Source organism: Streptomyces sp. NPDC088747, assembly GCF_044751025.1.
GTDB lineage: Bacteria > Actinomycetota > Actinomycetes > Streptomycetales > Streptomycetaceae > Streptomyces.
This window is the reverse complement of record NZ_JBIVKZ010000012.1, coordinates 242,420-266,827: the sequence shown is the minus strand read 5'-3', so window position 1 is coordinate 266,827 and position 24,408 is coordinate 242,420. Positions and strand designations below refer to the sequence as shown.

At 71.9% G+C, this 24,408-nt stretch carries 21 protein-coding genes and 2 pseudogenes; 12 read left to right on the top strand and 11 right to left on the bottom strand.

What is annotated here, in order from left to right; genetic code table 11:
• Nucleotides 1–217: 217 nt before the first annotated feature.
• From ACIP79_RS27205 to ACIP79_RS27180, 6 genes and pseudogenes are all read left to right on the top strand, one after another.
• Nucleotides 218–1,873 (top strand): annotated as a pseudogene (locus ACIP79_RS27205) (ATP-binding protein); the annotation flags it as partial.
• Between the two features lie 773 nt (nt 1,874–2,646).
• On the top strand, nt 2,647–2,904 hold the full coding sequence (locus ACIP79_RS27200) for a hypothetical protein (RefSeq protein ID WP_401227309.1): 258 nt from the start codon (nt 2,647–2,649) through the stop codon (nt 2,902–2,904).
• Complete coding sequence (locus ACIP79_RS27195; protein WP_383689063.1) at nt 2,901–3,311, top strand: roadblock/LC7 domain-containing protein; 411 nt, start codon at nt 2,901–2,903, stop codon at nt 3,309–3,311. Before ACIP79_RS27200 ends, ACIP79_RS27195 begins: the two co-directional genes overlap by 4 nt.
• Nucleotides 3,308–3,679, top strand: a complete 372-nt coding sequence (locus ACIP79_RS27190; RefSeq protein WP_383689062.1) for a DUF742 domain-containing protein — start codon at nt 3,308–3,310, stop codon at nt 3,677–3,679. The genes ACIP79_RS27195 and ACIP79_RS27190 overlap by 4 nt, the downstream gene beginning before the upstream one ends.
• Nucleotides 3,660–4,265, top strand: a complete 606-nt coding sequence (locus ACIP79_RS27185) for an ATP/GTP-binding protein (protein ID WP_383689061.1) — start codon at nt 3,660–3,662, stop codon at nt 4,263–4,265. Before ACIP79_RS27190 ends, ACIP79_RS27185 begins: the two co-directional genes overlap by 20 nt.
• Nucleotides 4,262–5,578, top strand: coding sequence for a cytochrome P450 (locus ACIP79_RS27180; protein ID WP_401227307.1), 1,317 nt, complete (start codon nt 4,262–4,264; stop codon nt 5,576–5,578). The genes ACIP79_RS27185 and ACIP79_RS27180 overlap by 4 nt, the downstream gene beginning before the upstream one ends.
• A gap of 102 nt (nt 5,579–5,680) precedes the next feature.
• On the opposite strand, the gene ACIP79_RS27175 is transcribed toward ACIP79_RS27180, so the two are convergent.
• From ACIP79_RS27175 to ACIP79_RS27165, 3 genes and pseudogenes are all read right to left on the bottom strand, one after another.
• Nucleotides 5,681–6,712 (bottom strand): 7-epi-alpha-eudesmol synthase, encoded by a 1,032-nt coding sequence (locus tag ACIP79_RS27175; protein ID WP_401227306.1) that lies wholly within the window; start codon nt 6,710–6,712, stop codon nt 5,681–5,683.
• A gap of 434 nt (nt 6,713–7,146) precedes the next feature.
• Nucleotides 7,147–8,778, bottom strand: a complete 1,632-nt coding sequence (locus tag ACIP79_RS27170) for an amidohydrolase (protein ID WP_401227304.1) — start codon at nt 8,776–8,778, stop codon at nt 7,147–7,149.
• A gap of 39 nt (nt 8,779–8,817) precedes the next feature.
• Nucleotides 8,818–10,310: pseudogene (locus ACIP79_RS27165) on the bottom strand (APC family permease).
• Nucleotides 10,311–10,469: 159 nt separating this feature from the next.
• On the opposite strand from ACIP79_RS27165, the gene ACIP79_RS27160 reads away from it, so the two are divergent.
• The 4 genes from ACIP79_RS27160 (at nt 10,470) to ACIP79_RS27145 (ending at nt 13,439) form a co-directional block, all read left to right on the top strand.
• On the top strand, nt 10,470–11,201 hold the full coding sequence (locus tag ACIP79_RS27160) for a TetR/AcrR family transcriptional regulator (protein ID WP_401227303.1): 732 nt from the start codon (nt 10,470–10,472) through the stop codon (nt 11,199–11,201).
• Nucleotides 11,202–11,249: 48 nt separating this feature from the next.
• On the top strand, nt 11,250–11,720 hold the full coding sequence (locus ACIP79_RS27155; protein WP_401227302.1) for a pyridoxamine 5'-phosphate oxidase family protein: 471 nt from the start codon (nt 11,250–11,252) through the stop codon (nt 11,718–11,720).
• An 83-nt stretch (nt 11,721–11,803) separates the two neighbouring features.
• Nucleotides 11,804–12,196, top strand: coding sequence for a VOC family protein (locus ACIP79_RS27150; RefSeq protein ID WP_401227301.1), 393 nt, complete (start codon nt 11,804–11,806; stop codon nt 12,194–12,196).
• A gap of 124 nt (nt 12,197–12,320) precedes the next feature.
• The gene (locus ACIP79_RS27145) at nt 12,321–13,439 is read left to right on the top strand and encodes a cation diffusion facilitator family transporter (protein WP_401227300.1); all 1,119 of its coding nucleotides are present in this window, start codon (nt 12,321–12,323) and stop codon (nt 13,437–13,439) included.
• Between the two features lie 61 nt (nt 13,440–13,500).
• Here ACIP79_RS27145 and ACIP79_RS27140 read toward each other — a convergent pair whose 3' ends face one another.
• On the bottom strand, nt 13,501–13,947 hold the full coding sequence (locus tag ACIP79_RS27140) for a nitroreductase family deazaflavin-dependent oxidoreductase (protein ID WP_401227299.1): 447 nt from the start codon (nt 13,945–13,947) through the stop codon (nt 13,501–13,503).
• A gap of 97 nt (nt 13,948–14,044) precedes the next feature.
• Entirely contained in the window at nt 14,045–14,647 is a 603-nt protein-coding gene (locus ACIP79_RS27135; RefSeq protein WP_401227298.1) for a TetR/AcrR family transcriptional regulator, read from the bottom strand.
• Between the two features lie 91 nt (nt 14,648–14,738).
• On the opposite strand from ACIP79_RS27135, the gene ACIP79_RS27130 reads away from it, so the two are divergent.
• On the top strand, nt 14,739–15,197 hold the full coding sequence (locus ACIP79_RS27130; protein ID WP_383687846.1) for a DUF1348 family protein: 459 nt from the start codon (nt 14,739–14,741) through the stop codon (nt 15,195–15,197).
• A gap of 32 nt (nt 15,198–15,229) precedes the next feature.
• Complete coding sequence (locus ACIP79_RS27125; protein WP_401227297.1) at nt 15,230–15,769, top strand: flavoprotein; 540 nt, start codon at nt 15,230–15,232, stop codon at nt 15,767–15,769.
• Here the strand turns inward: ACIP79_RS27125 and ACIP79_RS27120 are convergent.
• The 6 genes from ACIP79_RS27120 to ACIP79_RS27095 all read right to left on the bottom strand — a co-directional run bounded on the left by ACIP79_RS27120 (nt 15,747) and on the right by ACIP79_RS27095 (nt 24,194).
• Nucleotides 15,747–17,420, bottom strand: coding sequence for a phospholipid carrier-dependent glycosyltransferase (locus ACIP79_RS27120; RefSeq protein WP_401227296.1), 1,674 nt, complete (start codon nt 17,418–17,420; stop codon nt 15,747–15,749). The genes ACIP79_RS27125 and ACIP79_RS27120 overlap by 23 nt on opposite strands.
• Before the next feature lie 107 nt (nt 17,421–17,527).
• Entirely contained in the window at nt 17,528–18,505 is a 978-nt protein-coding gene (locus tag ACIP79_RS27115; protein ID WP_401227295.1) for an endo alpha-1,4 polygalactosaminidase, read from the bottom strand.
• Between the two features lie 234 nt (nt 18,506–18,739).
• Complete coding sequence (locus tag ACIP79_RS27110) at nt 18,740–19,546, bottom strand: phytanoyl-CoA dioxygenase family protein (RefSeq protein ID WP_401227294.1); 807 nt, start codon at nt 19,544–19,546, stop codon at nt 18,740–18,742.
• A 78-nt stretch (nt 19,547–19,624) separates the two neighbouring features.
• On the bottom strand, nt 19,625–20,119 hold the full coding sequence (locus ACIP79_RS27105) for a universal stress protein (protein ID WP_401227292.1): 495 nt from the start codon (nt 20,117–20,119) through the stop codon (nt 19,625–19,627).
• Nucleotides 20,120–20,124: 5 nt separating this feature from the next.
• Entirely contained in the window at nt 20,125–21,423 is a 1,299-nt protein-coding gene (locus ACIP79_RS27100) for an arsenic transporter (RefSeq protein WP_401227290.1), read from the bottom strand.
• Between the two features lie 401 nt (nt 21,424–21,824).
• Nucleotides 21,825–24,194: a SpoIIE family protein phosphatase gene (locus ACIP79_RS27095; RefSeq protein ID WP_401227289.1), complete on the bottom strand. Its 2,370-nt coding sequence runs from the start codon at nt 24,192–24,194 to the stop codon at nt 21,825–21,827.
• Nucleotides 24,195–24,408: the final 214 nt, after the last annotated feature.

Here is a 24,408-nt window from a genome sequence, read left to right as displayed (position 1 = left end):
TCTCCCGGAGGGCGTCTGCGCGTTCCTGTCGGAGCGTGACCGAATACTCACGGGTAAGCGGAAGGGAGTTGATCTTTTCGATCACAAACCCGATAAGCTCCGCTGCGGCGCCGGGAGTTGAAGCGAACACACTCCGTCGCCGCGCGCTGCGTGCTCGGCAGGTAGGGCGCCCGCACACCCCCCACTTGTTCGGTCATGTTGTTCTCGAAGGATGCAGATGGAACTCCCCACTCCGCCCCCGGCGGCGCGGGCGCCGGTCGCCTGGTACAGCTGGTGGCTGATGCCACTGGCCCTGGGTGCCGGGACCGTCACGGCCGCGGTCGCGGGGCCGGACCAGACCCAGATACCCGCCACCTTCGCCGGAGCCGCCGCCACCGCGGCGAGTGCCGTCTGCGTACGGCTCCTGGTCCGCGCCCAGCTCCAGCTGCGCCGGAACGCGGGCGACTTCCGCTCCTCACAGGCCGACCTCACCCAGCAGTGGGAGCAGCATGTGGCGGGTCTGGAACGGAAGTTCACGGCCGAGCGTTCCGTCCAGGAAGCCCAGCTGGACGAGCAGCTTCACGCCTATGAGGCGCGGTTCGCCGATTCGGCGCACGCCCAGGAGGCACGGGTCGCCCGGCTGACGGAGGCGTACGAGGCCAGGATCGCCGCGCAGACGGAAGCCTCCGAGGCCGCGCTCGCCGCCCGGACCGAGGTCTGGCAGGACCAACTCGCCGCGCAGCGGGCTGCGGTGGCGCTCCTCGCCGACGAGCAGCTGCCCGAGGCGCTCGAACGGCTGCGAGCCGGGGACGCCATCGACGACCTGCTCCCGTCCGTCACCCGGTGCGCGGAGGTCGGGCCCGAGTTGCAGGCCGAGCTGCGCAAGGTGCTCAGGACCGCGCTGATCGGCGTGGAGCGGGAGTTCGACCGGTCCACCTCCGCCGAACAGGCCGTGATCAGCATCGGCAGCCGCATTCATGTACTGACCAGTAAGCTGCGCGGGCGCCTGCACGAGATGCAGGGCGAACACGGGCGGCTGCCCGTCGTCGCGCGCGGACTCATGGAGCTGGACCAGGAGATCGGTCCCGCCGACCGGCTGGCCGCCAGCATCGGCGTACTCGGCGGTTCGGACCGGCCCGGACGCCAGTGGCAGGAGCCGCAGCGGCTGCTCAGCGTGGTCCGCGGTGGCATCGGCCGGATCAAGGACTTCGACCGCGTCGAGGTACGCCACCTCCCCGAACTCGGCGTCGACGGAGGTCTGGTGGACCACCTCACGCTGGTCTTCGCCCACCTCCTGGACAACGCGGCGCGTTACTCGCCGCCCACCGAGGCCGTGGTCGTCTCCGGCAAGGAGGTGCCCAACGGCGTCGGCATCGAGATCCAGGACGCGGGCAAGGGGCTGAGCGAGGAGAAGAAGCGCGAGGCCGAGCAGTCCCTCGCGGGCACCGCGGCGGGTCCCGGGATCGGGGGTCTTTCGGAGGACGCGAGCCTTGGCCTGCGCGTGGTGGGCGCGCTGGCGCGCCGCTACGGAATCCGCGTCACCTTCGCGGACTCGCCCTGGCTCGGCACCTCGGTGGTCGTCGTCGTACCCCACAAGTACTTCAGCCCGCTGCCGGCCGCCGTCGCCGAACCGGCCACCCCGCTCGCCCCGTCGGCCCCGGCCGCGCCGGACGAGACCGCCGAGGCCGAGGACACCACCCCCGGTGGCCTGCCCCGCCGCCGGAGCAGGCGGAGCGACCAGCAGGCCCCGTCGGCCCGACCGAAGCCGACCGAGCGCCCCGACGAAGCCGTGGCCGCCGTACCCCCCGACGCCTCCTTCACCGGCCTCGCCGCGTTCGCCACGGCCGGCCGCGAGACCGACCCACCGCGCGCGGCGGTCGCGGATCACGGACCGGTCGGTCCCGGCGAGACACCGGCGGATCGTGCCTCGGCGGCTGCCGCCGCGGGAACGACCGCGGATCGCGGATCGGCCGAAACGAGCGACACGACCGCAGCCCGGGACTTGCCGCCCGCCGGGGAGACGATCGGGGCCCGCGGGCCGGTCGCCCTGGGCGAGATGCCCGCGGAGGGCGATCCGGCCATGGCCGGTGAGGCGTCCGCGGACCACCGGCCGACGGAGGCCGGCGAGGGGACCACCGACGGTGGTCGGGTCGAAGGTGCCGAGGTGCCCACGGACGGCGGTCCGGTGGACGTCGGTGCGGGGGCAACGGGGCCCGGCCCCGTTGGAGGCGTCGAGGTGACTACGGACCGTGGCCCGGTCGGAGGCGCCGAGGAGATCACGGACGGCGGTCCGGTGGACGTCGGTGCGGGGACAACGGGCCCCGGCCCCGTCGGAGGTGCCGAGGTGACTACGGACCGTGGCCCGGTCGATGGCGCCGAGGAGATCACGGACGGCGGTCCGGTGGAGGACGGTGCGGGGGCAACGGGGCCCGGCCCCGTTGGAGGCGTCGAGGTGACTACGGACCGCGGCCCGGTCGAAGGTGCCGAGGAGACCACGAACGGTGGTCCGGTGGACGCCGGTGCGGGGACAACGACCCCCGGTCCCTTCGGAGATGCCGAAGGGACCACGGACCGTGCGCCCGTCGGAGGCGCCGAGGAGGCCACCGACCGTGGCCCCGGCGAAGCCGGTGAGGGACCACGGCCCCCGGCCCCGTCGGAGGTGCCGAGGTGACCACGGATCCCGGCGCCGTCGAAGCCGGTGAGGAGGCCGTCGACCGGGGTCCCGTCGAGACCGGTACGGAGGCCGCTGGCCCCGGCGCCGGCGGAGACGGTGAGGCGGACACCGGCCGGGGCCCGGACGGTGTCACCGAAACAACATCCCGGCACGCCCCCGCAGCCGTCGCCGGGGTGACCGCGGACCGCGGGCGGGCAACCGGACGCGAGTCGAACGAGTACCGCACTGAAGAGAGCGACTGGTCCACATGACGCAACAGGGAACCGACGTGAGCTGGGCGCTCCGTGACCTGACGGAGAGCATCCAGGAGATCCGCTTCGCCCTCGTGGCATCGAGCGACGGCAAGGCGATCACCTCGTACGGCGCCGAGGACCCCGACGACGTGGACCGCTTCGCGGCCGTCGTCGCGGGCCTGCAGGCGCTCGCCCAGCCGGTGGCGGAGCAGTTCCCCCAGTACGCCGGGCAACTGCGGCTCGCGATGATCGAGGTGGACGGCGGTCACCTCTTCGTGGTGCGGGCCGGCGTGGAGACGTACCTCGGCGTACTCGCCAGGGAGGGCCTCGACCAGGGCCTCCTCGGACACCAGATGAGGGACCTCGCCCGCAGGATGGGCGAGCTCCTCGGCACCAGTGCGCGTCAGGAGGAGCACTCTGGATGAGTGCTCCCCGCCGTCCCACGGACCCGTCCGGTCTGGAGCGCTACTACGTCCTCACCGGCGGCCGCAGCGGACCGGACGGCGAGGCGTCGAGTCTCGACGTGGCGACCCTGATCATCTCCCGCGCCGCCCCCTCCCCGGGGATGCAGCACGAGCACGAGGAGATCGTCAGGCGTTGCCGCGATCCGCTGTCGGTGGCCGAACTGGGCGCCCACCTCGGACTGCCCTTCAACATTCTCGCGGTGCTCCTGGCCGATCTGCTGGACGCAGGCCACGTGGAAGCCCGTAACCCCATCCCGGCGTCACGCGCCGGCAGCGGGCCCGACCTCGCGCTCCTTGAGGAGGTACTCAGTGGACTTCAAAGGCTTTGACCACCCCGACCGGGGGTCGGACGGCGGCACCCGCTCGGTGAAGGTGATGATCGCGGGCGGCTTCGGCACCGGAAAGACCACCATGGTGCGCTCCGTCAGCGACATCAAGCCGCTGACCACCGAGGAGACCCTGACCCGGGCCAGCGCGGACGTCGACAACCTGATCGGGGTGGCGGACAAGCAGGAGACCACCGTCAGCCTCGACTTCGGCAAGATCGGCATCAACGACGAGCTGGTGCTCTACCTGTTCGGAACGCCGGGCCAGGAACGGTTCTGGTTCCTGTGGAACGGCCTCTTCAAGGGCGCCCTCGGCGCGGTGGTCCTCGTCGACACGCGCCGACTGGCCTCCAGCTTCCGGGCGATCGAGGAGATGGAGCGGCAGGACGTCCCCTTCGTCATCGCCCTGAACGTGTTCCCCGACTCCACGGAACACCCGGTCGAGGAGATCCGCGACGCGCTCGACATCTCCCCGCACATCCCGGTCATCGCCTGCGACGCCCGCGACCGGGCATCCAGCCGTGACGTACTCATCGCGCTGATACGTCACCTCAAGGACCGCTCGGCCGCCGCACTGGAGCCCCGATGAACGCCCAGCCCCTGAACGGCCCCGACTCTCCCCGCGGTTGCCCCGTCGCGCACGGCGGCGGAGCCAGCGGTGACCGCGACGGTGACGGCGGCAGTGACGGTGGCGGTGACGGCGAACTCACCCGGCTGTACGGGCCGGAGGCGGCGATCGACCCGCTCGGCATCTACGCACGGCTGCGCAAGGAACACGGCGCCCTCGCTCCGGTACTGCTGGAGGGCGACGTCCCGGCCTGGCTGGTCCTCGGCTACCGGGAGAACCGCCGGGTGCTGGACAACCCCCGCCAGTTCAGCCGGGATTCGCGCATCTGGCGGGACTGGAAGGAGGGACACGTCGACAGCGCGTCCCCACTGATCCAGATGCTCGGCTGGCGCCCGGACTGCGTGTCGCAGGACGGCGAACCGCACCGCAGACTGCGCGCCGCGGTCACCGACAACCTCCACGCCATGGCGGGGCGCGGCGTCCGCCGGCATGTCACGCACTTCGCGAACAGGCAGATCGACGCGTTCGCGGAGACGGGGAGCGCCGAACTGGTCGGCGACTACGCCGAGTACCTGCCGATGCTCGTGCTGACCCGGGTCTTCGGCCTCGCCGAGGGCGAGGGCCGCAACCTGGCCGTGTCCTGTGCCCATGTGATCAAGGGCGGCGAGGACGCCCTCGTCCACAACGACCGCATCATGCGCATCCTGGCCGAACTCGCCGAGCGCAAGCGCCTGGAGCCCGGCTCCGACTTCACCAGCGGGCTGCTCGGACACCACGCCGACCTCGACGACGACGAGATCGTCAACCATCTGCGGCTGGTGCTGATCACGGCGCACACCACCACCAGCAATCTGCTGGCCCGGGTGCTGCAACTGATCCTCACCGACACCTCCCGGCTGGCGGGGCTGGTCAGCGGACAGCTGAACGTCTCCGCGGTCGTCGAGGAGGTCATGTGGAACACCCCGCCGCTGGCGGTGCTGCCGGGACGGTTCGCCACCGCCGATCTCGAACTCGGCGGACTGCACGTCAAGGAGGGCGACCTGCTGGTCCTCGGACTCACCGCGGGCAACCTCGACCCGGAGATCCGGCCCGACCCCGATGTGTCCCCGTACGGCAACCAGTCGCACCTCGCGTTCAGCGGTGGCCCGCACGAGTGCCCGGGGCAGAACATCGGCCAGGCCATCATCGAGACGGCCGTCGACGTCCTGCTGCACCGGCTGCCCGGTCTGCGGCTGGCCGTGCCTTCCGAGGAACTCACCTCGACCGCCTCGACCTGGGAGGCGCGTCTCGACTCGCTCCCGGTGGAGTTCACAGCACAGACCAGCCGGGTCTGACCGCTCCCGACCGCCTCTGCCCGACCGTCTCCGCGGCCGGTGGACCCGATCGCCTCAGCCCGGCCGGTGGACCCGGCCGGGCAGAAGCGTGTGAACCCGGTGTCAGACCGCGAGCAGGTCGTCCAGCGAGCCCTTGCCCGCCAGCTCGGCGGTCGCGGCCGGACCCTCCTTCGACGCGGAGTACCGCCCGGTGGTCAACGCCCATTCGTAGTTGCCGTTGATCCAGTGCTGGATCGCCTCCACGCCCATCCGCACCTGGACCCGCTGCTCGGCGGTCAGACCGAGCTCCTCGCACATCAGCGGTACCCGGGCCTCGAGTTCGAGGTACTCGTCGAGGCACCCGGTGGTCATCCGGTACGCCTCGGCCGCGGCCTCCTCCCAACTGTGTCCGCGCTCCCGGTGCAGCACGGCGATCAGGTTGTGGCCGTCCCCCCGGCGTTTCTCGCGCTCGAAGGAGTGGATGTCGTTCATGAACCCGATGGTGTCCGCGGCCAGATCCCGCATCCGGACCATGAGGGGATGGGCCTGCACCTGCGCCGGCACCTCGAAGCCCCGGCTGCGTTCCCCCGCGTCGATGCTGTGGTGGATGCCCACCGTGCGGCGCCGGAACTCGGCGTACTCCTTCAGGCCGAGCGTCCCCGCCAGCCCCCTGGCCGCCAGGTCGACCTCCTCGGTGTGCGCCACCAGGAACCTTCCCCAGGAGGCCGCGAACCGGGTGCGCCAGGTCAGCGACATGCCGTCCGAGAGCCGGCCCCAGACCTCCGCCCACGCCACCGTGATCGGGCACTCGACCCGCGGCGGGGTCCCGGCGGGACGCAGCGGCGTGGCTATCAACTCCCGCGCCACCTCCGCTATCCGGTCCGCGCGGTCGGGCTTGCCGACGTCGAACTGGTCGTCGAACAGGAACGCCAGGGAGAACCAGTTCATCAGGAGGATCATGTCGTCGGCCGACGCGTGGGGGTAGGTCCGCGCCGCGGCCTGGGGGAGGTCCCAGGACCGGTACTCCTCGAAACCCGCCTGACTGCGGACCAGCCCCATGTCCCACACCCAGCGCAGATGGCGCTCACGGGCGTACTCGAGATGTTCGCTCACGGGGGTCCTGAAGGGGAGGTCGAACCTGACGTCCTGCGACATTCGCGTCCTCTCTTGCGGCGTTACACAGGCCCCCGCCCCTGCGCACGGGCGACCGGAATTGTTCGCCCGCTTACTCGACGGCGCTCTCCGAGACAGGAACTGACGACTCGGATTCCGCTTCGAGACTGCCCAGAGCCTAAACGATCTATGGTGTGAGCTGTGCAACGCGTGGGACAGGTGTGACGCGGCCCAACTCCCCCCGCAGCAGGTGGAGTCGGGCCCGGTCGCCGGGCGGGGGCAAAGCCCGGGGGAGAGGGCGCTAGGGCCTGTCTGACAATTCCCGTCTGCCCCGCGACGCCATGCACGCACTCTCGCCGCACCGGGCGCAGACCCAAGTACGTCCAGTACGAGGGTCCACGCCCGGCACGGCGAGAGCACGCACCTGACGCCGCGAGGCCGCCCTCCGGGCGACGACGGGAATTGTCAGACAGGCCCTAGGCGTCGTGCGCCGCGTGGACCCGCTCCCCTCCCACATAGGTCAGCGCGACCTTCGTCCTGCCGATCGCCTCCGCCGGTCCGGCGAACGGGTCACGGTCCAGGACGACCAGATCCGCCAGGGCCCCCACCCGTACGCTTCCTGTCTCGTCGAGGTGGTTGGTGTACGCCGATCCCGCGGTGTACGCCGTCAACGCGGCCCGGAGACCGATGCGTTCGTCCGGCAGGAACACCGGGCCCCGTTCGCCGGGGGCCACCCGGTTGACGGCGACGTGGATGCCCTGGAGCGGGTCGGGGCTGCTGACCGGCCAGTCGCTGCCCGCCGCGAGTCGTGCCCCCGAGCGCAGCAGAGCCTCGAACGGGTACTGCCAGGCCGCCCGTTCGGCTCCCAGGAAGGGGATGGTCAGCTCGTCCATCTGCGGTTCGTGCGCGGCCCACAACGGCTGGATGTTGGCCGTGGCGCCGAGACGCGCGAAGCGCGGTACGTCGTCGGGGTGCACGACCTGGAGGTGCGCCAGGTGCGGACGCGTGTCGCTCGGCCCGTTCGCCTTCCGCGCCGCCGCCACGGCGTCCAGCGCGTCGCGCACGGCCCGGTCGCCCAGCGCGTGGAAGTGGCACTGGAAGCCGAGGGCGTCCAACTCGGTGACGTACGAGGGGAGTCGGGCCGGGTCGATGAAGCTGGTGCCCCGATTGGCCGTGGCGCAGCCGCATTTGTCGAGGTAGGGGTCGAGAAGCGCTGCTGTGCCGGTCTCGGCGACCCCGTCCAGCATGAGCTTGACGCTGCCGGCGCGGAACCGGCCGTGGCTCAACGCCGCCCGCCGCTCGACGAGTTCGGGGATCTGTTCGGCCCCGCGCTCGCGGTCCCACCACAGGGCGCCGACGACCCGCGCGGTCAGCGAGCCCTCGCGGGCCGCCGTCAGATAGGCCTCGGACGGGTCGTCCATCCCGATGAAGTCCCCGACCAGCGCGTCCTGCCAGGCGGTGATGCCGAGTGCGTGCAGATGCCGCTGGGCGTGCAGCAGGGCGGCGAGCCGGTCCGCCGGGGTGGTCGGCGGCGTGAGCCGGCCGACGTACTGCATGGCCCCTTCCTGGAGCATCCCGGTGGGCTCGCCCGAGACGTCCCTTTCGAACCGTCCGTCGGCGGGGTCGGGCGTGTCCCGGGTGACCCCGGCGAGTTCCAGCGCGCGGCTGTTCACCCAGGCGCCGTGGTGATCGCGGTTGGGCAGGTACACCGGCCGGTCCGGTACGACCGAGTCGAGGAGCTCCTTCGTCGGCGTACCCCCGTCGAACGCCTCCATGGACCAGCCGCCGCCCGTGATCCACTCGCGGCCGGGGTGTGCGTCGGCGTAGGCGCGGACGGCGGCGAGCGTGTCCGTGGACGTCTTCGTGCCGGTCAGGTCGCACTGGGAGAGTTCGAGGCCGGCCGGCACCGGGTGGATGTGGGCGTCCTGGAACCCGGGCAGCAGCAGCCGTCCGGCGAGCTCGACGACTTCGGTCCGCGGGCCGATCAGCTCGCGCGTCCCGTCGTGGCCGACGGCGGTGATCCGGTCGCCGGTGACGGCGACGGAGGTCACGGTCGGCCCCTCGGGGGTGAGGACGGGGCCGCCGGTGAAGAGGAGGTCAGCGTGCATGTTCCGTTTCCTTGGGTGAGCGGGGTGCGGGTGTTCCGGTCAGTGCGGTGCGGCCAGCAGTTGGGGCGCGTCGGCGTCGGTGCCCCGGCCCGTGCGGAAGTACGGGGACTTGCGCACCCACTTCGCCCACGCGGCGGCCAGGAAACCGGAGACGACCATCAGGGTCGGCGTGAGCAGCAGGAACCACCCGTTGTCCGCGCTGAGTTCGAGGTGGTCGGTGGAGGTGTAGAAGGACCAGCCAGATAGCCGCCGAGCCCGAGCAGGGCCGCCGCGCTCAGGGACGGCAGGACCACGGCCCGGATCCCCTGCCGCCAGTCCTCGCGCAGCAGAGCGCGGAAACGCACGGCGGCGGCGAGAGCCGTGAGGGCGTAGGAGAGGGAGACGACGATCCCGACCGCGTTCACCGTCGCCATGATCATGTCGGCGAGCCTGGGGATCACCAGCGCGAGCGCGGCCACGCCCGTCGCCAGTGCCCCGATCAGGAGTGTTCCGGCCGCCGGAGTCCCGTACCGGGCACTGACCCTGGACCACACGGGGCCGAGGGTACGGTCCCGGCTCATCGCGAACATCCCGCGGGCCGTGGGGATCACCCCGGCCTGGAGCGAGGCGACGGCCGAGAACATCAGCGCCACCAGCGGCAGCGCGGCCAGTGGCTGGGAGGCGAGCCTTTCGCCGAAGAACGCCAGCCCTTCGGCGCCGTGCCCGGCCAACTCCTCCTCGGACAGGACGCGTTGGAAGGCGAGTGAGCCGAGCAGGAACAGCCCCAGCATCGTCACCAGCGTGATGATCCCGGCCCGGGAGGCGTCCTTGGGGTCACGCACCTCCTCGTTCACCGTGAACGCCGCCTCGAATCCCCAGTAACAGAACACCGACAGCAGCAGCCCCTGCGCCAGCGCCGACGCCGAGGGGATCGCGAAGGGGTCGAACCAGCTCAGACTGAAGGGGTGCGGGCCGGTGACGATGCCGTAGCCGCAGAAGCCCAGCAGGACGACGTACTCGAAGACGAGCAGCCCGCTCTGCAGCCGCGCGGCCGTCCTGATCCCGGTCACCGCGGTGAACGTGACCGCGACGAGGACGCCGATGCCGACCACCGTCGTCTGGGCCGTGGAGCCCGGGTCGAGCGTGAGCCCGGCGACCTCGTGCACCCCGGCCTGGCCGGCGAGTTGAAGCATCGCCGAGCCGGTGACCGCCGTCGTGTAGGCGAGGAACGCCACCGTGGCCACGATGCTCACCCAGCCGACCAGGAAACCGAGCCAGGGATTGAGCGAACGGCCCACCCACACATAGCCGTTGCCTGCGTTGGGCTCGACCCGGTTCAGCCGGGTGTAGGCACCCGCGATGCCGAGGATCGGGAGGAAGGCCAGCAGCATGATGGCGGGCAGATGAAGCCCGACCACTCCGGCGGTGACGCCGAGACCGATGCCGATGCTGGTGGTCGCGGCCGTGCTGGACGCGGCGATGGCGACCCCGTCCACGACGCCGAGTGACTTGCGCAGCGTCGGGGGGTCGACACCGTAGGGCTTCTCCGTCATGGCCTGCTCCGATCACATCAGGAGGCGGGCGCGAGGTCGGCCCGGTGACGGCAAATGAAACTGCCCGGGGTCTTAACAGGTCAACGCTGTTGACATAAGGTGCCACCCAGGAACTCCGGGGAGTGCCACCCAGGAACTCCGGGGAGTCAGGGAGAGTCCATGAACGACCGAGTCGTCCCGCCCGCGGCCCGAAGACGCCGGCGCCCCACCAAGACCGGGGTCGTGCTCTCCGAGAAGCTGATCGTCGATACGGCGCTGCGACTGCTCAAGGAGCACGGCGCCGACGCCCTCACCGTGCGCAGACTCGGCCTCGCCCTCGGCGCCGACCCCAGCGCCCTGTACCGCTACTTCCACGACACCGACGACCTGCTCCTGGCCATCGCCGACGAGCTCATCGGCCGTACGCTGCGCACCTGGCACCCCACCGGCGACTGGCGCGCCGACCTGCGGACCCTCGGCCTCGGAGTGCACTCGGGAGCCCTCGCGCATCCCCAGGCGGCCGTGCTCAGTTCCTACCGCGTCACCGGCCGGGTGCACGAGATCCAGGCCGTCGAGACGATCCTCGGGGTGCTGCGCGGCGCCGGCTTTCCCGATCCCGACGCCGTCCGGATCTACCACGCCTTCGTCGACCAGGCCCTGGCCTTCGCGGCCCTCGACTCCGCGAGCGTGGCGCTGCCGCGCGCCGCCCGCGAGGCGGAGGCCGACGTCTGGCGGGCGACGTACGCACGGCTGCCCGCCGACACGCACCCGCACATCGCCGCCACGGCCCGCCATCTGGTGGCCGACATGCGGCACAGCGCCTACCCGGCGGCGCTCGATCTGCTGCTGACCGCGGCGGCCGCCCGCCTGGCGGAGCTGACGGAACAGGGGAACACCCACCCGTCACCCTGAACGCCGCCCAGCCGTCAGCCCGTACGCCATTCATCAGGAGGCCGCTCGATGACGAACCCGCCCGCCCGCACCGCGAAGCAGCGCATGCGGGACACCCTGCACCGGCTGGAGCACGACGAGGACACCTGGGTGGCCACCGCCGACGGCGACGGCGACGGGGGAGCGCCGTACCTCGTCCCGCTCTCCTTCCTCTGGGACGGCGAGACCCTGCTGCTGGCCACCCCGGCCGCCAGCCCGACCGGCCGGAATCTGCGGGCCGGCGGCAGGGCCCGCCTGGGCATCGGCCCGACCCGGGACGTGGTGATGATCGACGGGACCGTGCGGACCCTGGAAGCGGCCGAGCTGGCGGACGGCGTCGCCGACGCGTTCGCCCGCAGGACCGGCTTCGACCCACGCCGACTGACCACCCATTACCTCTACTTCAGCGTCACGCCGCAGCGCGTGCAGGCCTGGCGTGAGGCCAACGAGATCGCCGGACGTGACCTCATGCGCGACGGCGAGTGGCTCGTGGCGGACTGAATCGGCCGTACGGGGTAACAAGGGGGGCGAGGCAGCAGACGCCCGGAGAGGTGTTCGGCGCCCGACATCCCTACGGAGGAAGCATGACACTGGTCACGGCAGGCGTCGTGGTACTGGACTGCGCCGAACCCGAGAAACTCGCCGCCTTCTACAAAGAGCTGCTGGAGGCCGAAGAGACGGACGCGAACGCGAACCGGGTGGAGATCCGGGGCACCGACGGCATCCGGATGGCGTTCCGCCGGGACATGGCGGCGACACCGCCGAGCTGGCCGCGTCCCGAGAGCTCCCTCCAGGCCCACCTCGACTTCCATGTGTCGGACCTCGACGAGGCGGAGCGCAAGATCATCGGCCTCGGCGGGCGGGCCCTGGAGACGGGCGACGCCTCGGGGCTCTACGAGGAGAGGGGCTACGCCGATCCGTCCGGGCACTCCTTCACCCTGCGCTATGTGGCGGCGACGTCGCCGAAGCAGGACTGACCGGACCTGACCCGACCGGACTGGACCCGACCGGACCGAGCTGGACCGGACGGGATCCGACCGACGCCGGAGATCGGTGCCCTCTGCACGGTGTGAGCCGGACGGCCCTGGGAAACCGGTCGTGATGAGCAGCGCATCGAAGGATCTCCCCGAGCGGCCGGAGCAACCGGACGGCTCGGGGCAGTTGGACCCCGTCGACGGGCCGGCCCGGTCGGACCATGCCGCGCGGCCGGATCAGTCGGACCAGCCGGATCAGTCGGACCGCAAGACGCGGGTGACCGTCCTGGTGGCTCTGGGCGCCAATCTGCTGATCGCCGTGGCCAAGGCGGCGGGCGGTCTCCTCTCGGGCTCGCCCGCGCTGCTCTCGGAGGCCGCGCACTCGGTGGCCGACAGCCTGAACGAGGTCTTCCTGCTCGCCGCGCTGCGCCGCAGCCGCCGTCCCGCCGACTCCACGCACCCCTTCGGCTACGGCAAGGAGCGGTTCTTCTGGTCGCTGCTCGCGGCCGTGGGCATCTTCGTGATGGGCGGCTGCTTCTCCTTCTTCCAGGGCTTCGAGGCTCTCCGGAGCGGTGCCGAGGAGTCCTTCGGCGGCTACATCGTGGGATTCGTCGTCCTCGGAGTGGCCCTGCTGGCCGAGGGCGCCTCGCTGCTGCGGGCGCTCCACCAGGTGCGCAAGCAGGGCGGCAAGGGCGGCCTGCGCGATCCCGCACTGCGTACCGTCGTCGCCGAGGACGGCACGGCGGTGCTCGGCGTGACCCTCGCGATCGCCGGCATGGCACTGCACATGGTCACCGGCCAGGTCGTGTGGGAGGCCTCCGCGTCCCTCGCCATCGGGCTGCTGCTCGTCGGCATCGCCTTCTGGCTGGGCGGCGACGCGCGCGAACAGCTCATCGGGCGGGCCGCCGACGAGGAACAGCGCCGCGAGATCCTCGCCGTGCTGGACGCGCAGCCGGAGATCGACAGCGTCGAGGAACTGCTGACCATGGAAATGGGCCTCGACTCGACGCTGGTCGCCGCCCGCGTCGACCTCGTCCCGGGAATCGACAGCGAACGGGTCGAGGACGTCGCCATCCGCATCAAGCGCTCCGTGGCCGAGGCCGTCCCGCAGGCCCGCCCGGTCTTCCTCGACGTGACCGACGCACGCACCGCGCGGGCGGAGGCACATGGGGAGACGGCAGGCGACACGGCAAGGGACATGGCAGGCGAAAGCCCCGCCGCGACGGGGGGACGCGACGGGGCCTGATGGTCGAGTGCCCGGCGCCCGGCGGCTCATGCGCGCCGACGCCGACGAACTTCGGCGCGGGTCAGTCGTCCGTCGGCTCCAGCACGAAGACCGGGATCTGCCGGTCGGTCTTCTTCTGGTAGTCGGCGTACGCGGGATACGCCGCGACCGCGCGCTCCCACCACCGCGCCTTCTCCTCGCCGGTGACCTCGCGAGCCGTGTAGTCCCGGCGCTCGGCGCCGTCCTGGAGTTCGAGGCGGGGATCGGCCCTGATGTTGTAGTACCAGACCGGGTTCTTGGGTGCGCCGCCCAGCGAGGCGACCGCCGCGTAGCTGCCGTCGTGCTCGACGCGCATCACCGGGCTCTTGCGGATCTTGCCGCTCTTGGCGCCCCGGGTGGTGAGGATGACGACGGGCATCTTCGAGCCCTGCAGCGTCGTCCCCTCGGTGCCACCGGAGCTCTCGTACAGCTCGACCTGGTCGCGCACCCACTTCGTCGGGCTGGGTTCGTACTCACCCTCAAGAGGCATGTCTTCCGTCCCATCTCGCGGCGTACTGGTTCGTTCTCAGCACAGTTCAACAGCAGCACCGGCGCAACTCATCCCCGTCGGCCACTTCCGGCCCGGATCATCGCTGGGCCTCCATCAGCAGCCGAGCGGCCACCCCCGCCTGCCCGGCCGGATCCACGCTTCCCGTGATACCCGCGGTGACCATGGCTCCCTCCGAGAGCAGGAACAACTGGTCGGTGAGGGGAGCGGGGAGCCCGGCATCGGTCACGAGGGCTTCCAGGTATGCCCTGAACGCCTGCTTGTGGGCGCGGACCTGGGCGTTCACGCGTGGTGAGGTGGCGCCGAGTTCGCCGTAGGAGTTGATCCAGGCGCAGCCGCGGAAACCGGGCTCCGCGAACCACTGCCCCAGCCAGTCGAACACCGCGAGCAGCCGTTGCCCCGGCTCGACCTGCCGGTCCACGTGCTCGGCCAGCCGCCGGCGCCAGCGGATGTCACGCCGCTCCAGATACGCCACAACCAACTGCTCCTTCGCGGGGAACAGTTGGTAGAGGCGCTTGAGCGAGACCCCGGAGGCACCCCGGATGTCGTCCATGCCGACGCTCTGTACGCCGCGCCCGTAGAAGAGCTCCTCGGCGGCGTCGAGCGCCTGCTCGCGGGCGAGGCGCAACGCCTGTTCCCGGGCGAGGCCGGATGCCTGTCCGCGCGCGGTCGTGCCGTCCATGTACGGGCCCATCCTTGACGTGAGAACGATCGTTCTCTACGTTAGCAGGCGCCCGGAGAACGCTCGTTCTCTCCTGTTCCGAGGAGCACCCATGGCCGACCGCCCGCCCTTGCCGCCGTTCACCCGGGAGACCGCCGCCCAGAAGGTCCAGGCCGCCGAGGACGCCTGGAACACCCGGGACCCCCACAAGGTCTCGCTCGCCTATACCGAGGACTCGGTCTGGCGCAACCGCGACACCTTCGTACGAGGCCGCGCCGAGATCGTCAGCCTCCTGACGGCGAAGTGGGCACGCGAACTGGACTACGCCCTGCGCAAGGACCTCTGGGCCTTCGACGGCAACCGCATCGCCGTCCGCTTCCAGTACGAGTCCCGTGACGCCGAGGGCCGTTGGTGGCGCAGCTACGGCAACGAACTGTGGGAGTTCGACGAGCACGGCCTGATGGCCCGGCGCGAGGCGAGCATCGACGACGTACGGATCGAGGAGGGGGAACGCCGGATCCTCGGTCCACGGCCCGACGCCGAACGAGGGGACACCTTCCCGGTGCGATGAGGGCCCTGTCCGTGTTCACTAGGGTCTTCCGGGTGAACGAACAAGCGGAGAAGCCCTTCCTGTACGTCGTCGTCTGCGCGGCCGGTATCGCCTCCGATGTCGGCGAACTCATCGCCGCGGCACAGCGGCGGGACTGGGAGGTCGGCGTCATCGCCACCCCGCAGGGGCTCGGTTTCATCGACGTCGCGGCCATCGAGGCGAGCACCGGCCGCCCGGTCCGATCCGCGTGGCGGTCGCCGGGTGACCCCCGGCCCTTCCCGGCACCCGACGCGGTGGTCGTGGCACCCGCCACCTTCAACTCCGTCAACAAGTGGGCGGCCGGGATATCCGACACCCTCGCCCTGGGAACTCTCTGCGAGGCGTACGGACTCGGTGTCCCGATCGCCGTACTGCCTTGTGTGAACGAGGCGTTGGCGGCGCACCCCGCCTACCGGGCGAGTGTCGACCGGCTGGTCCTGATGGGCGTACGGTTCGGCGATCCGTACGCCGGGGAGGTCCGACAGGACGGCGGGCGACCGGAGTTCGGCTGGGAACGGGTGCTGGACCTCCTCACGGACGGCGGAAGATCGTGATGGAGTGCCCCACGTCGTCCACCGGCCTGCTCCCGTCGAGCAGCGCGGCCAGCCGTCCCTCCGCCTTGGCGATCGAGGAGTCCGACACGACGAGCAGACCGTGCACCTCGCCCGGCGGCACCTCGCGCGGGTCGGCCGCCTCGATGCCGTAGGCCGACGGCACACCGGCGCCCTTGTAGACCAGCCAGACCCGTTCGCCCGGATAACGCTCGTCCAGCCGGTCGGCGAGACGGCCCAGGTCCTGCCCCCAGTCGACGTTCGAGTCGTGCAGCCGCAGATGGGTCTTGGCCGGTCCGCCGAACGCCTCGTTCGAGTAGGGCAGGTAGTAGGGGAACGTGCGCAGCGAGCTGACGGCCACGAACAGGAGCAGGACCGCCGTCCCTGCGTACGCCCATCTCCTGCGGGTCGCGACGACGGCTGACGCGGCCACCGCGAGGAACAGCGGCATGAAGAGGGCGTAGCGGACCCCGAGGTCGCGGGAGCCGTCCATCGCCGTGGCCAGCAGCAGAGCCGGGAGGACCAGGAGGTAGGGGGCCGCGGACCGCAGACGCGGCGTGGCGACCACCGCCACGGCACCGGCCGACCACAGCGCCAGAGCGCCGAGCGGCGTCTTCACCAGCAGCGCGGCCGGCAGGTAATACCAGAGCGAGCCGGTGTAGTGCCGGCCGAACAGGAAGCCGCCCCAGGTGTCGTTCTCGAAGCCGAACTGGATGCGCATCCCGTCCCGGTAGGGCTGTGGGAACGGCAGCCGGTCGATGAGGAAGCCGCGCAGGCCTTGGACGTCCGGGACGTCTCCGGGCGTGGTCCAGCGCAGCCGGGGGTCGACGACGAGGTACGTGATCCAGACCGTGACCAGGGCCACCAGCGCGACCCCCGACACCGCGGCCAGGGCCCGGCGCGCCTTCGCGGGCATGCCGGGACCTCCTGTCCGCCAGACGGACACGGCGGCCAGGAGCAGCACCACCGGAACCGCGGGCAGCATGCTCATCTTCGTGGCGACCGCCGCGCCGAGCGCCGCCCCGGCGAGCGGCAGGGCCGGGAGCGGACGCCGGCGCGCCCGCCAGAGCAGCCACACGGAGGTGAGCAGGAATCCGCAGGCCGGTACGTCCAGGGTGGCGAGCGAGCCGTGGGCGATGACGTCGGGCGACAGGGCGTACAGGGCGAGAGCCGTCAACCCGCCCGCGCGGCCCGCGAGTTCACGGCCGAACGCGAGGACGACGAGCCCGAACAGGAGCGTCAGCGCGATCACCGGCAGCCTGGCCCACAGCATCACCCGCCAGGGATCGTTGCCCGACTCGTACAGCAGGCGTCTTCCCAAGTCCGTCTGGTCGGCCCTGGAATCGGGCTCCAGGTGCGGTTGGGCGAAGACCAGCCCGCTCCCGATGATCAGTTTGCCCAGCGGAGGATGCTCCGGGTTGAAACGCAGGCTGTGCTGCTGGACGTAGACCGTCGCCGTGCCCGCGTAGACGGGCTCGTCGATCGTCGGCGTCTGCCGCACGGCCGTCGTGACCATCGCCACCGCCATCTGGACCAGCAGCGCGGCCACCGCGAGCACGAACAACCGCCGTCCGGGCGCCGGAAGACGTCCCGGCCGGCTCTCGGTGTTCGCCGGCAGGCCCGCGTACTGCCTGACGAGGCGAAGTGTCGTCATGTTCTTCTGTACGTCCACTTCGTGCCTCTCCGTTCACCCGAGGGCGATTGTCCCGGGTGGACGCCGGTCCGTCCGGGAGACGGTCGGCGGGTCCTTCGGTGAGAGGCTCAGCGGGTCCTGCGGACGTACGCCTTGTCTCCCGGCTTCGACACCATCACGTCCCGGCGCACGATGCTCAGCCGGTCGCCGAAGGCCGAACGGGCCTTGCGCAGACCGCTGTCGGTGTACTCGATGACGACCACCCGGTCGTCGAACGCCTTCGCGTACACCCCGCACTCGTCGTACTCGCCGCACTCCTCCGCCACCGCGAAGTCGAGCCCGGCCTGCTTCCTCAGCCCCGCCAACTCCGCGGTGTTCTTCTGGCCGATGGCGAGGTGCCGGGCGTGTGCGTGGTCCGAGAGCAACTTGATGAAGGCGGTGACGTCGCCGGCGCTCAGCAGGTTCTCGGAGCGGGTGTAGCTGTCGTAGTTGTCCGGCTCGATCGCGTCGAACCCCTTGTCCGCGCAGCCGTCGATCCACTGGTTGACCCGCGCAGCGACGCGCTCGCGCTTGGCCGGGGTGCCGATGTCGAGCAGCGCCTCGTCCCAGTCGCCGTCGACGACCACCTTGCCCCGCGCGTCACGCAGCAGCAGGTCGGCGGGCCACTGGTGCCGTTCACCCGGCTGGACCTGGAAGGCGTTGACGTAGCAGATGTTGTAGAGGCCGGGCGCGGGGGAGTCCGAGCGGTCGCGGCTGACGATCCGGACTCCGGACGCCGGGGGATAGGCACCCCCGATCTGGTAGTCGAACCCCGCGTGCAGCGGCGGGAGTTCGACCGCCGACGCACGCGGGGCCGTCGTCCGTGACGGGGCCGGACTCGGGGTGGGACTCGCGGTCGCCGTCCGGCTCCGGGTGGGTGCCGGTGTGGTGGGCGGCTTCGAGACCGTGGTCGCGGTCGGTGACGGACTCGACGGCCGGGGCGCGGCCCGTGTGGCGTCGCCCTTTCCCCGGTCCTCGCCTGAACCGCATCCCGCCAGCATCGAAAGGGCTGTCAGGACACCGACCGTCCCCAGGGCACCGACGCGGGCAACACGCTTGACGGACATGTCCGCTCCATCAATCTCGGGTACGGCCCCGCCTCGGACGCTCCCGCGGTCCTGGCGACTTTGGCCGGACTTGAACCATGTCCGCTACCGGCTGGGCGTACCTCTGCGCGCCGGGTCGCAACACGGCACGAATTGATCCAAGCGCGCCGGTCCGGCCCAGTCAAGGTCGTCACCGGGCAGGGAGGCCCATCCCACATTCGACGGGGAAAGGGAACGGGATCAGGGGAAACGACGTCAGTGGGGAGCCGGCGCCGTGAACTCGGTGCCGCACGGGCCCGCGCCCTCGCTCACGGGCAGCGGTACCGGCTCCCCGCTCATCGTCAGCGTCCGGTAGAAGCCGCCGATGCGTTCGGTGGAACGGCCGACGTAGTGACCGATGAACGAGCGGCGGAAGCGGTCGGCGCTGCGGTTGGGCCCCGAGCCGTGTACGAGGCTGCCGTTGAAGAACAGCACGTCGCCCGGCGCCATGTCGACGGGCACGGGCGTCAGGCCGGGCGGTGGGGGCACGTACTCGCGCACGAAGGACAGCTCCGCGTCCGCCTCCTCCGGGCAGAACAGGTCCATCCGGTGTGTGCCCGGCACGACCTCCAGACCGCCGTTCTCCCGGTCGATCACGTCGCAGGCGATCCAGGCGGCCACACAGGTGCCCGGTTCGACCCGCAGATAGAAGTTGTCCTGGTGCAGCGCCTGGCCCCGGGCGCCCGGCGGCTTGAAGTAGAACATGCTCTGTGCGGCCAGCACCTCCTCGCCCAGCAGCGTCTCCGTGACGGCCCGCAGCCGCGGGTCGAGAAGCCGCCGCAGCGAGAGCGTGCTGATGCGGTGCGGATGGAGGACACGGGGATAGGCGTGCAGCGGATCAGCCGGGCCGTCGGTCTCCGTGGCGCGGGGCTCGAAGTGTCCCGGCACCGGGCCCGCGGCGTGCAGCGCCGTGAACTCCGCGCACAGGGCGTCTGTTTCGGCATCCGTGAACATCCCGCGCACCACCGCGGAGCCGTCCTCGTCGAACCGGTGGCGCAGCCCGCTCATGTCCGTGAGGGTCATCCGGCTGTCCCTTCTCGGCTGTCTCCACGATGTCTCACCCGATGCCGCCGCGCTCACCGGCCGAGGTCTCCGGGAACGTCAGTGGGCACCTGGGCCCGGAGGGCTCGGCGGCGGCCCGGCCTCCGGCGCCGGTTCGGGCCGGACCAGCAGGACGGGGCAGGGCGCGTGGTCGACCACGAACCGCCCCGCCGGTCCCAGACTGTGCGGGCCGGGGCGGGAGCGGTCACCGTCGCGGGCCAGCACGAGCAGGTCGGCGCCCGCCGCGGCGGCGACCACCTCCCGCTCGGGGCGCCCGCCGCGCTCCAGCCGGGTACAAGGGCGCCCCAGCCGCTCGGCCGCCGCGTCGAGGAGCCGGGTCGCCGCCGGGACTTCGAGGTCCTCCAGCCGGTCACCGGGGTCGGCCTCGGAACGCGCCCGGCCGAGCAGCCCGGCGAAGGCGCCGTGCGCCAGCCCGGGAACGTCGTGCTGATCGACGTACAGCAGGACCGTGTCGGTGGCCTGCGGCGCGTGCCGGCGTACGGCGTCCACGCACGCGGGCCAGGTTCCCTCGACGAGCCAGACGACCACGCGCATGACGGTCAGCCTCCGATGACTTGGAGTGAGAGCCACAGAGCCACTACGGCCGGGATCAGCGCGGCCGGTACGGCGATCAGACCGAGCCGGGTGAACTCCCCGAGGTCCACGCGGTGGTCGTGCTGGTGCACGATACGCCGCCACAGCAGGGTCGCCAGAGAGCCCGCATAGGTGAGATTGGGGCCGATGTTGACCCCGAGCAGGACCGCCAGCACCGCGCCGGGCCCGGACCCGGCGGCCAGCGGGATCAGTACGAGGACGGCGGGCAGGTTGTTGATCAGGTTGGCCAGCACGGCGGCGAGCGCCGCGATGCCGAGCAGCGCGAGCAGGCCGCTGCCGTCCGGGAGCAGCCGCCCCAGGGCGTCGGCGAGCCCGTGGTCGACGACCGCCCTCACGACGATGCCCAGCGCGAGCACGAACGCGAGGAAGGCCGGTGCGGTGGCCCGGACCACGGTGAGCGGGGTGGCCCGCCGCCGGACCAGGGCGCGGGTGGCGAGCACCAGAGCCCCGGCCGCGGCCGACCACGCCGGGTCGATGCCGACCGCGGAGGCGACGACGAACCCGGCCAGCGTGCAGCCCACGGTGATCAGCGCGAAGAGCGGCATGGCGGGCGGCTCGTCGGCGTCCGGAGCGGGCATGGCCGTCGCCCCCAGGTCGCGGGCGAAGAAGCGGCGGAAGACCACGTACTCGGCGGCGATGGCCACCAGCCAGGGGAGGGCCATCAGTGCCGCGAAGCGGGTGAAGCTCAGACCGCTGGCGCCGAACGCGAGCAGGTTGGTGAGGTTGGAGACCGGCAGGAGGAGCGAGGCGGTGTTCGAGAGGTGGGTGCAGGCGTACACGTGCGGCTTGGGACGGGCGCCCATCCGCGCCGCGGTGGCGAACACGACGGGCGTGAGCAGCACGATGGTGGCGTCCAGGCTGAGCACCGCCGTGATCGCCGAGGCGAGCCCGAAGACGGCGGTCATCAGCCGGCCGGGCCGGTCCGCCGCCCAGCGCGCCATCCACGCTCCGCAGGCCCGGAAGAGCCCTTCGTCGTCGCAGAACCTGGCCAGCACGAGGACCGCCGCCAGGAAGCCGATCACCGGTCCCAGGTGCTCGGCCTCGGCGACCACGTGGTCCCAGGAGATCGCACCCGTGACGATCACCAGCCCGGCGGCGGGTACCGCCACGACCGCCTCGGGCCAGTCGAAAGGGCGGATGACGGCGCAGGCGAGCACGGCGACGAGCAGGACTACGGAGAGGGTCTCGGCGAGCGGGGCGTTCAGGGTTCGGTCCTCCGGGGCACGGGCGTGTTGCCCCTGCATCCAATCAGGAAGGCCCCGTCAGAGCCCTGCCGGCGGTTTCGCGGGCCCGAAGTGCGCTCGTTCCCCCGACACCTTTCAGCTTTCCGCCGAGGCCGTCGGCACGCGTGCCCGGCGGGCTTCTCCGAGGCCGTCGGGCGCACGTACCTGGCGGCTTCCTCCGAGGCTGTCGGCGCGCGTACTTGGCGGGCTTTTCCGGAGATCATCGGCGCACGTACCTGGCGGCTTTCCCGAGGCTGTCGGCGCGCGTGCTCGGCGGGCTTTTCCGGAGATCATCGGCGCACGTACCTGGCGGCTTTCCCGAGGCCGTCGGCACGCGTGCTTGGCGGGCTTCTCCGGGCCCACGGCCGCACCCGCGCGGCGCGATCCCTTGAGGCAGGGCCTCGCCGTGCGTCGCCCCGGCGTCACTCCTCGACCAGCGTCAGCTCCGCCCAGATCGTCTTGCCGTCCGACGTGTGGCGGCTTCCCCAGCGTTGTGTCAACTGGGCGACCAGGAGCAGGCCACGGCCGCCCTCGTCGAAGATCCTGGCCCGGCGCAGATGCGGCGCGGTGTGGCTGCTGTCGGAGACCTCGCAGATCAGGGTGGTGGTGTCGTGGATGAGGCGCAGCCGGATGGGCGGTTCGCCGTACCGGATGGCGTTGGTGACCAGTTCGCTCACCACGAGCTCCGTGGTGAACGTCGCCTCGCTCAGACCCCAGTCGTCGAGCTGCCCGACGACCTGCTTGCGGATCGGGGCGACGAGTGAGGGGTCGGCGGGAATGGCCCAGGTGGCGACCTGGGACGCGGGCAGCCCGCGGGTACGGGCGAGCAGCAGGGCCACGTCGTCCGGGGCGCCGCCGACCGGAAGGAGCGTTCCGAGGATCGCGTGGCACGCCCCCTCCAGCGAGTCCGCGTGCTCCTCAAGCGTGTCGCTCAGCACCTGATGGCCGGCGTCGATGTCCCGCTCGCGGCTCTCGATCAGGCCGTCGGTGAACAGCGCAAGCACCGTGCCCTCGGGAACGTCGAGTTCGACGCTCTCGAAGGGCAGTCCGCCGAGGCCGAGCGGCGGTCCCGCGGGGACCTCGATTTTCCGGGCCGGGCCGCCCGGCGGAAGCATGACCGGTGGCGGGTGGCCCGCGCGGGCCAGGGCGCAGCGCCGGGAGACCGGGTCGTACACCGCGTACAGACAGGTGGCGCCGACCTCGCCGGTGGTGCCTTCCGCCCCGGCCTCCACGGACAGTCGTACGACGAGGTCGTCGAGGTGGGTGAGCAGTTCGTCCGGGGCGAGGTCGATGTCGGCGAGGGTGCGGACGGCGGTGCGCAGCCGTCCCATGGTCGCCGAGGCCTGGATGCCGTGGCCGACCACGTCGCCGACGACCATCGCGACCCGCATCCCGGCCAGCGGGATGACGTCGAACCAGTCGCCGCCGACCCCGGCGCGTGCGGCGGGGAGGTAGCGGGAGGCGACTTCCACGGCGGCCGTGCGGGCCGGCGACTGGGGGAGCAGGCTGCGCTGGAGGGCGAGCGCCGTCTCGCGCTCGCGGGAGAAGCGACGGGCGTTGTCGATGCAGACCGCGGCCCTCGCCGTCACCTCCTCGGCGAGCAGTACGTCCTCGGAGGTGAAGGGGTCCAGGCGTCGGTATTGCGAGAGGACGGCCACGCCGAGGGTCTGGCCACGGGCCCGGATCGGCACCGACATCGTGGTGTGGATGCCGTAGCGCGCGACACGCTCGGCGCGCGGTCCGTCCCAGCCCAGCCGGTCGTCCATCGACGCGGCCGTGTCGGGCGCCACGGTCGTGCGCCCCGCGATCAGCGAGTCCGCGTGCGGCGAGAGGGCCGGGTAGACGTCGATGTCCCCGGCTGCCACGACGGCCTCGGGGGAACCCGGGTTCACCGACCGGTGGGCGGCCCGGCGCAGTGTGAGCGGGGCGGTGGGAGGCTCCACGAGGTGTTCGGCCCCGTGCTCGGGAGGGTCCAGCAGGTCGACGCTGACGAAGTCGGCGAGGACAGGGACGAAGGCGTCCGCGAGCTCCTGGGCCGTTCGGGTGACGTCGAGGGTGCTGCCGATGCGGACGCTGGCCTCGTTGACGATCTGGAGGCGCTTGCGGGCCATGTAGTGCTCGGTGAAGTCGTGCGCGGACACACACACGCCGAGGGCCCGGCCCTCCTGGTCGGTCAGCGGGGCGATCCGTGCCAGCCAGGCGTGCGCGCGGTCCTCGCCGCCGGTCCGCAGATACGTCTCCATGTCGCGGCCCTCTCCGGACAGGAGCACGGCGCGGGCCGCCGCCTCGAGCTGCTCGCTCTCCCGCTTGCCGCCGTCCTCGGAGAGCCGCAGGCCGCGGACGCGGGCTTCCGGAAGGCCGAGCACCGCGGACATCGCGTCGTTGGCGCCGTACAGCCGCATCCGTGTGTCGTAGACCGCCGTGGCGCAGGGTGACTGGGCGAGTACGGCTCTGGTCAGCGGGTCGTCCGGTGCCGGCGGGCCCGGTGGCGCCACCGGCGTGAGGACGAGCCAGCCGCCTGCCGGTTCCCGGTGGGCGAGCAGCCACACGGTCAGGACGCGCCCGTCGCGGTGCCGCAGGGCGAGGGTGCCGGTCCAGCGATCCTGGGCGGGGTCCGGGGCGGGTGCCGTGGCGCCGGGCGCGAGCAGGTCCGTGGCGGGGCTGCCCTCGACCTCCGCCGGGGCGTGGCCCAGCAGCCGGCGGGCTCCCTCGTTCCAGCGGACCAGGGTGCCGTTCGAGTCGATGACCGCCCTTGCTGTGGTGGTCTCGTCGAGGGGGTGGACCGGGCTCATCGTCGCCACTCCATTGCGCACACTCACAGTGAACAAGCGCGTCACTCCTGTCCCAGGGTAGTGCGTGGACGACATCCGCACCTGGGGCGGCCCGTGGGGCCCGGCGGGGCCAGCCCAGCCCGTGCCCCGGGCCCGGCCCCCGGGGGCGCGGCCGCGCCGGCGGGCCCGGCCCGGGCGCCGCCCGGCCCCCCGCGCCGCCCGCCGCGCGCCGCCG

Bases quoted from the DNA above. Each gene is read 5' to 3' on its own strand.
- ACIP79_RS27150 (WP_401227301.1), top strand. From the start codon at position 11,804: ATGACACTGGTCACGGCAGGCGTCGTGGTACTGGACTGCGCCGAACCC.
- ACIP79_RS27120 (WP_401227296.1), bottom strand. From the start codon at position 17,420: ATGACGACACTTCGCCTCGTCAGGCAGTACGCGGGCCTGCCGGCGAAC.
- ACIP79_RS27105 (WP_401227292.1), bottom strand. From the start codon at position 20,119: ATGCGCGTGGTCGTCTGGCTCGTCGAGGGAACCTGGCCCGCGTGCGTG.
- ACIP79_RS27110 (WP_401227294.1), bottom strand. From the start codon at position 19,546: ATGACCCTCACGGACATGAGCGGGCTGCGCCACCGGTTCGACGAGGAC.
- ACIP79_RS27155 (WP_401227302.1), top strand. From the start codon at position 11,250: ATGACGAACCCGCCCGCCCGCACCGCGAAGCAGCGCATGCGGGACACC.
- ACIP79_RS27140 (WP_401227299.1), bottom strand. From the start codon at position 13,947: ATGCCTCTTGAGGGTGAGTACGAACCCAGCCCGACGAAGTGGGTGCGC.
- ACIP79_RS27100 (WP_401227290.1), bottom strand. From the start codon at position 21,423: ATGCAGGGGCAACACGCCCGTGCCCCGGAGGACCGAACCCTGAACGCC.
- ACIP79_RS27115 (WP_401227295.1), bottom strand. From the start codon at position 18,505: ATGTCCGTCAAGCGTGTTGCCCGCGTCGGTGCCCTGGGGACGGTCGGT.
- ACIP79_RS27195 (WP_383689063.1), top strand. From the start codon at position 2,901: ATGACGCAACAGGGAACCGACGTGAGCTGGGCGCTCCGTGACCTGACG.
- ACIP79_RS27130 (WP_383687846.1), top strand. From the start codon at position 14,739: ATGGCCGACCGCCCGCCCTTGCCGCCGTTCACCCGGGAGACCGCCGCC.
- ACIP79_RS27180 (WP_401227307.1), top strand. From the start codon at position 4,262: ATGAACGCCCAGCCCCTGAACGGCCCCGACTCTCCCCGCGGTTGCCCC.
- ACIP79_RS27095 (WP_401227289.1), bottom strand. From the start codon at position 24,194: ATGAGCCCGGTCCACCCCCTCGACGAGACCACCACAGCAAGGGCGGTC.
- ACIP79_RS27170 (WP_401227304.1), bottom strand. From the start codon at position 8,778: ATGCACGCTGACCTCCTCTTCACCGGCGGCCCCGTCCTCACCCCCGAG.
- ACIP79_RS27190 (WP_383689062.1), top strand. From the start codon at position 3,308: ATGAGTGCTCCCCGCCGTCCCACGGACCCGTCCGGTCTGGAGCGCTAC.
- ACIP79_RS27175 (WP_401227306.1), bottom strand. From the start codon at position 6,712: ATGTCGCAGGACGTCAGGTTCGACCTCCCCTTCAGGACCCCCGTGAGC.
- ACIP79_RS27135 (WP_401227298.1), bottom strand. From the start codon at position 14,647: ATGGACGGCACGACCGCGCGCGGACAGGCATCCGGCCTCGCCCGGGAA.
- ACIP79_RS27160 (WP_401227303.1), top strand. From the start codon at position 10,470: ATGAACGACCGAGTCGTCCCGCCCGCGGCCCGAAGACGCCGGCGCCCC.
- ACIP79_RS27145 (WP_401227300.1), top strand. From the start codon at position 12,321: ATGAGCAGCGCATCGAAGGATCTCCCCGAGCGGCCGGAGCAACCGGAC.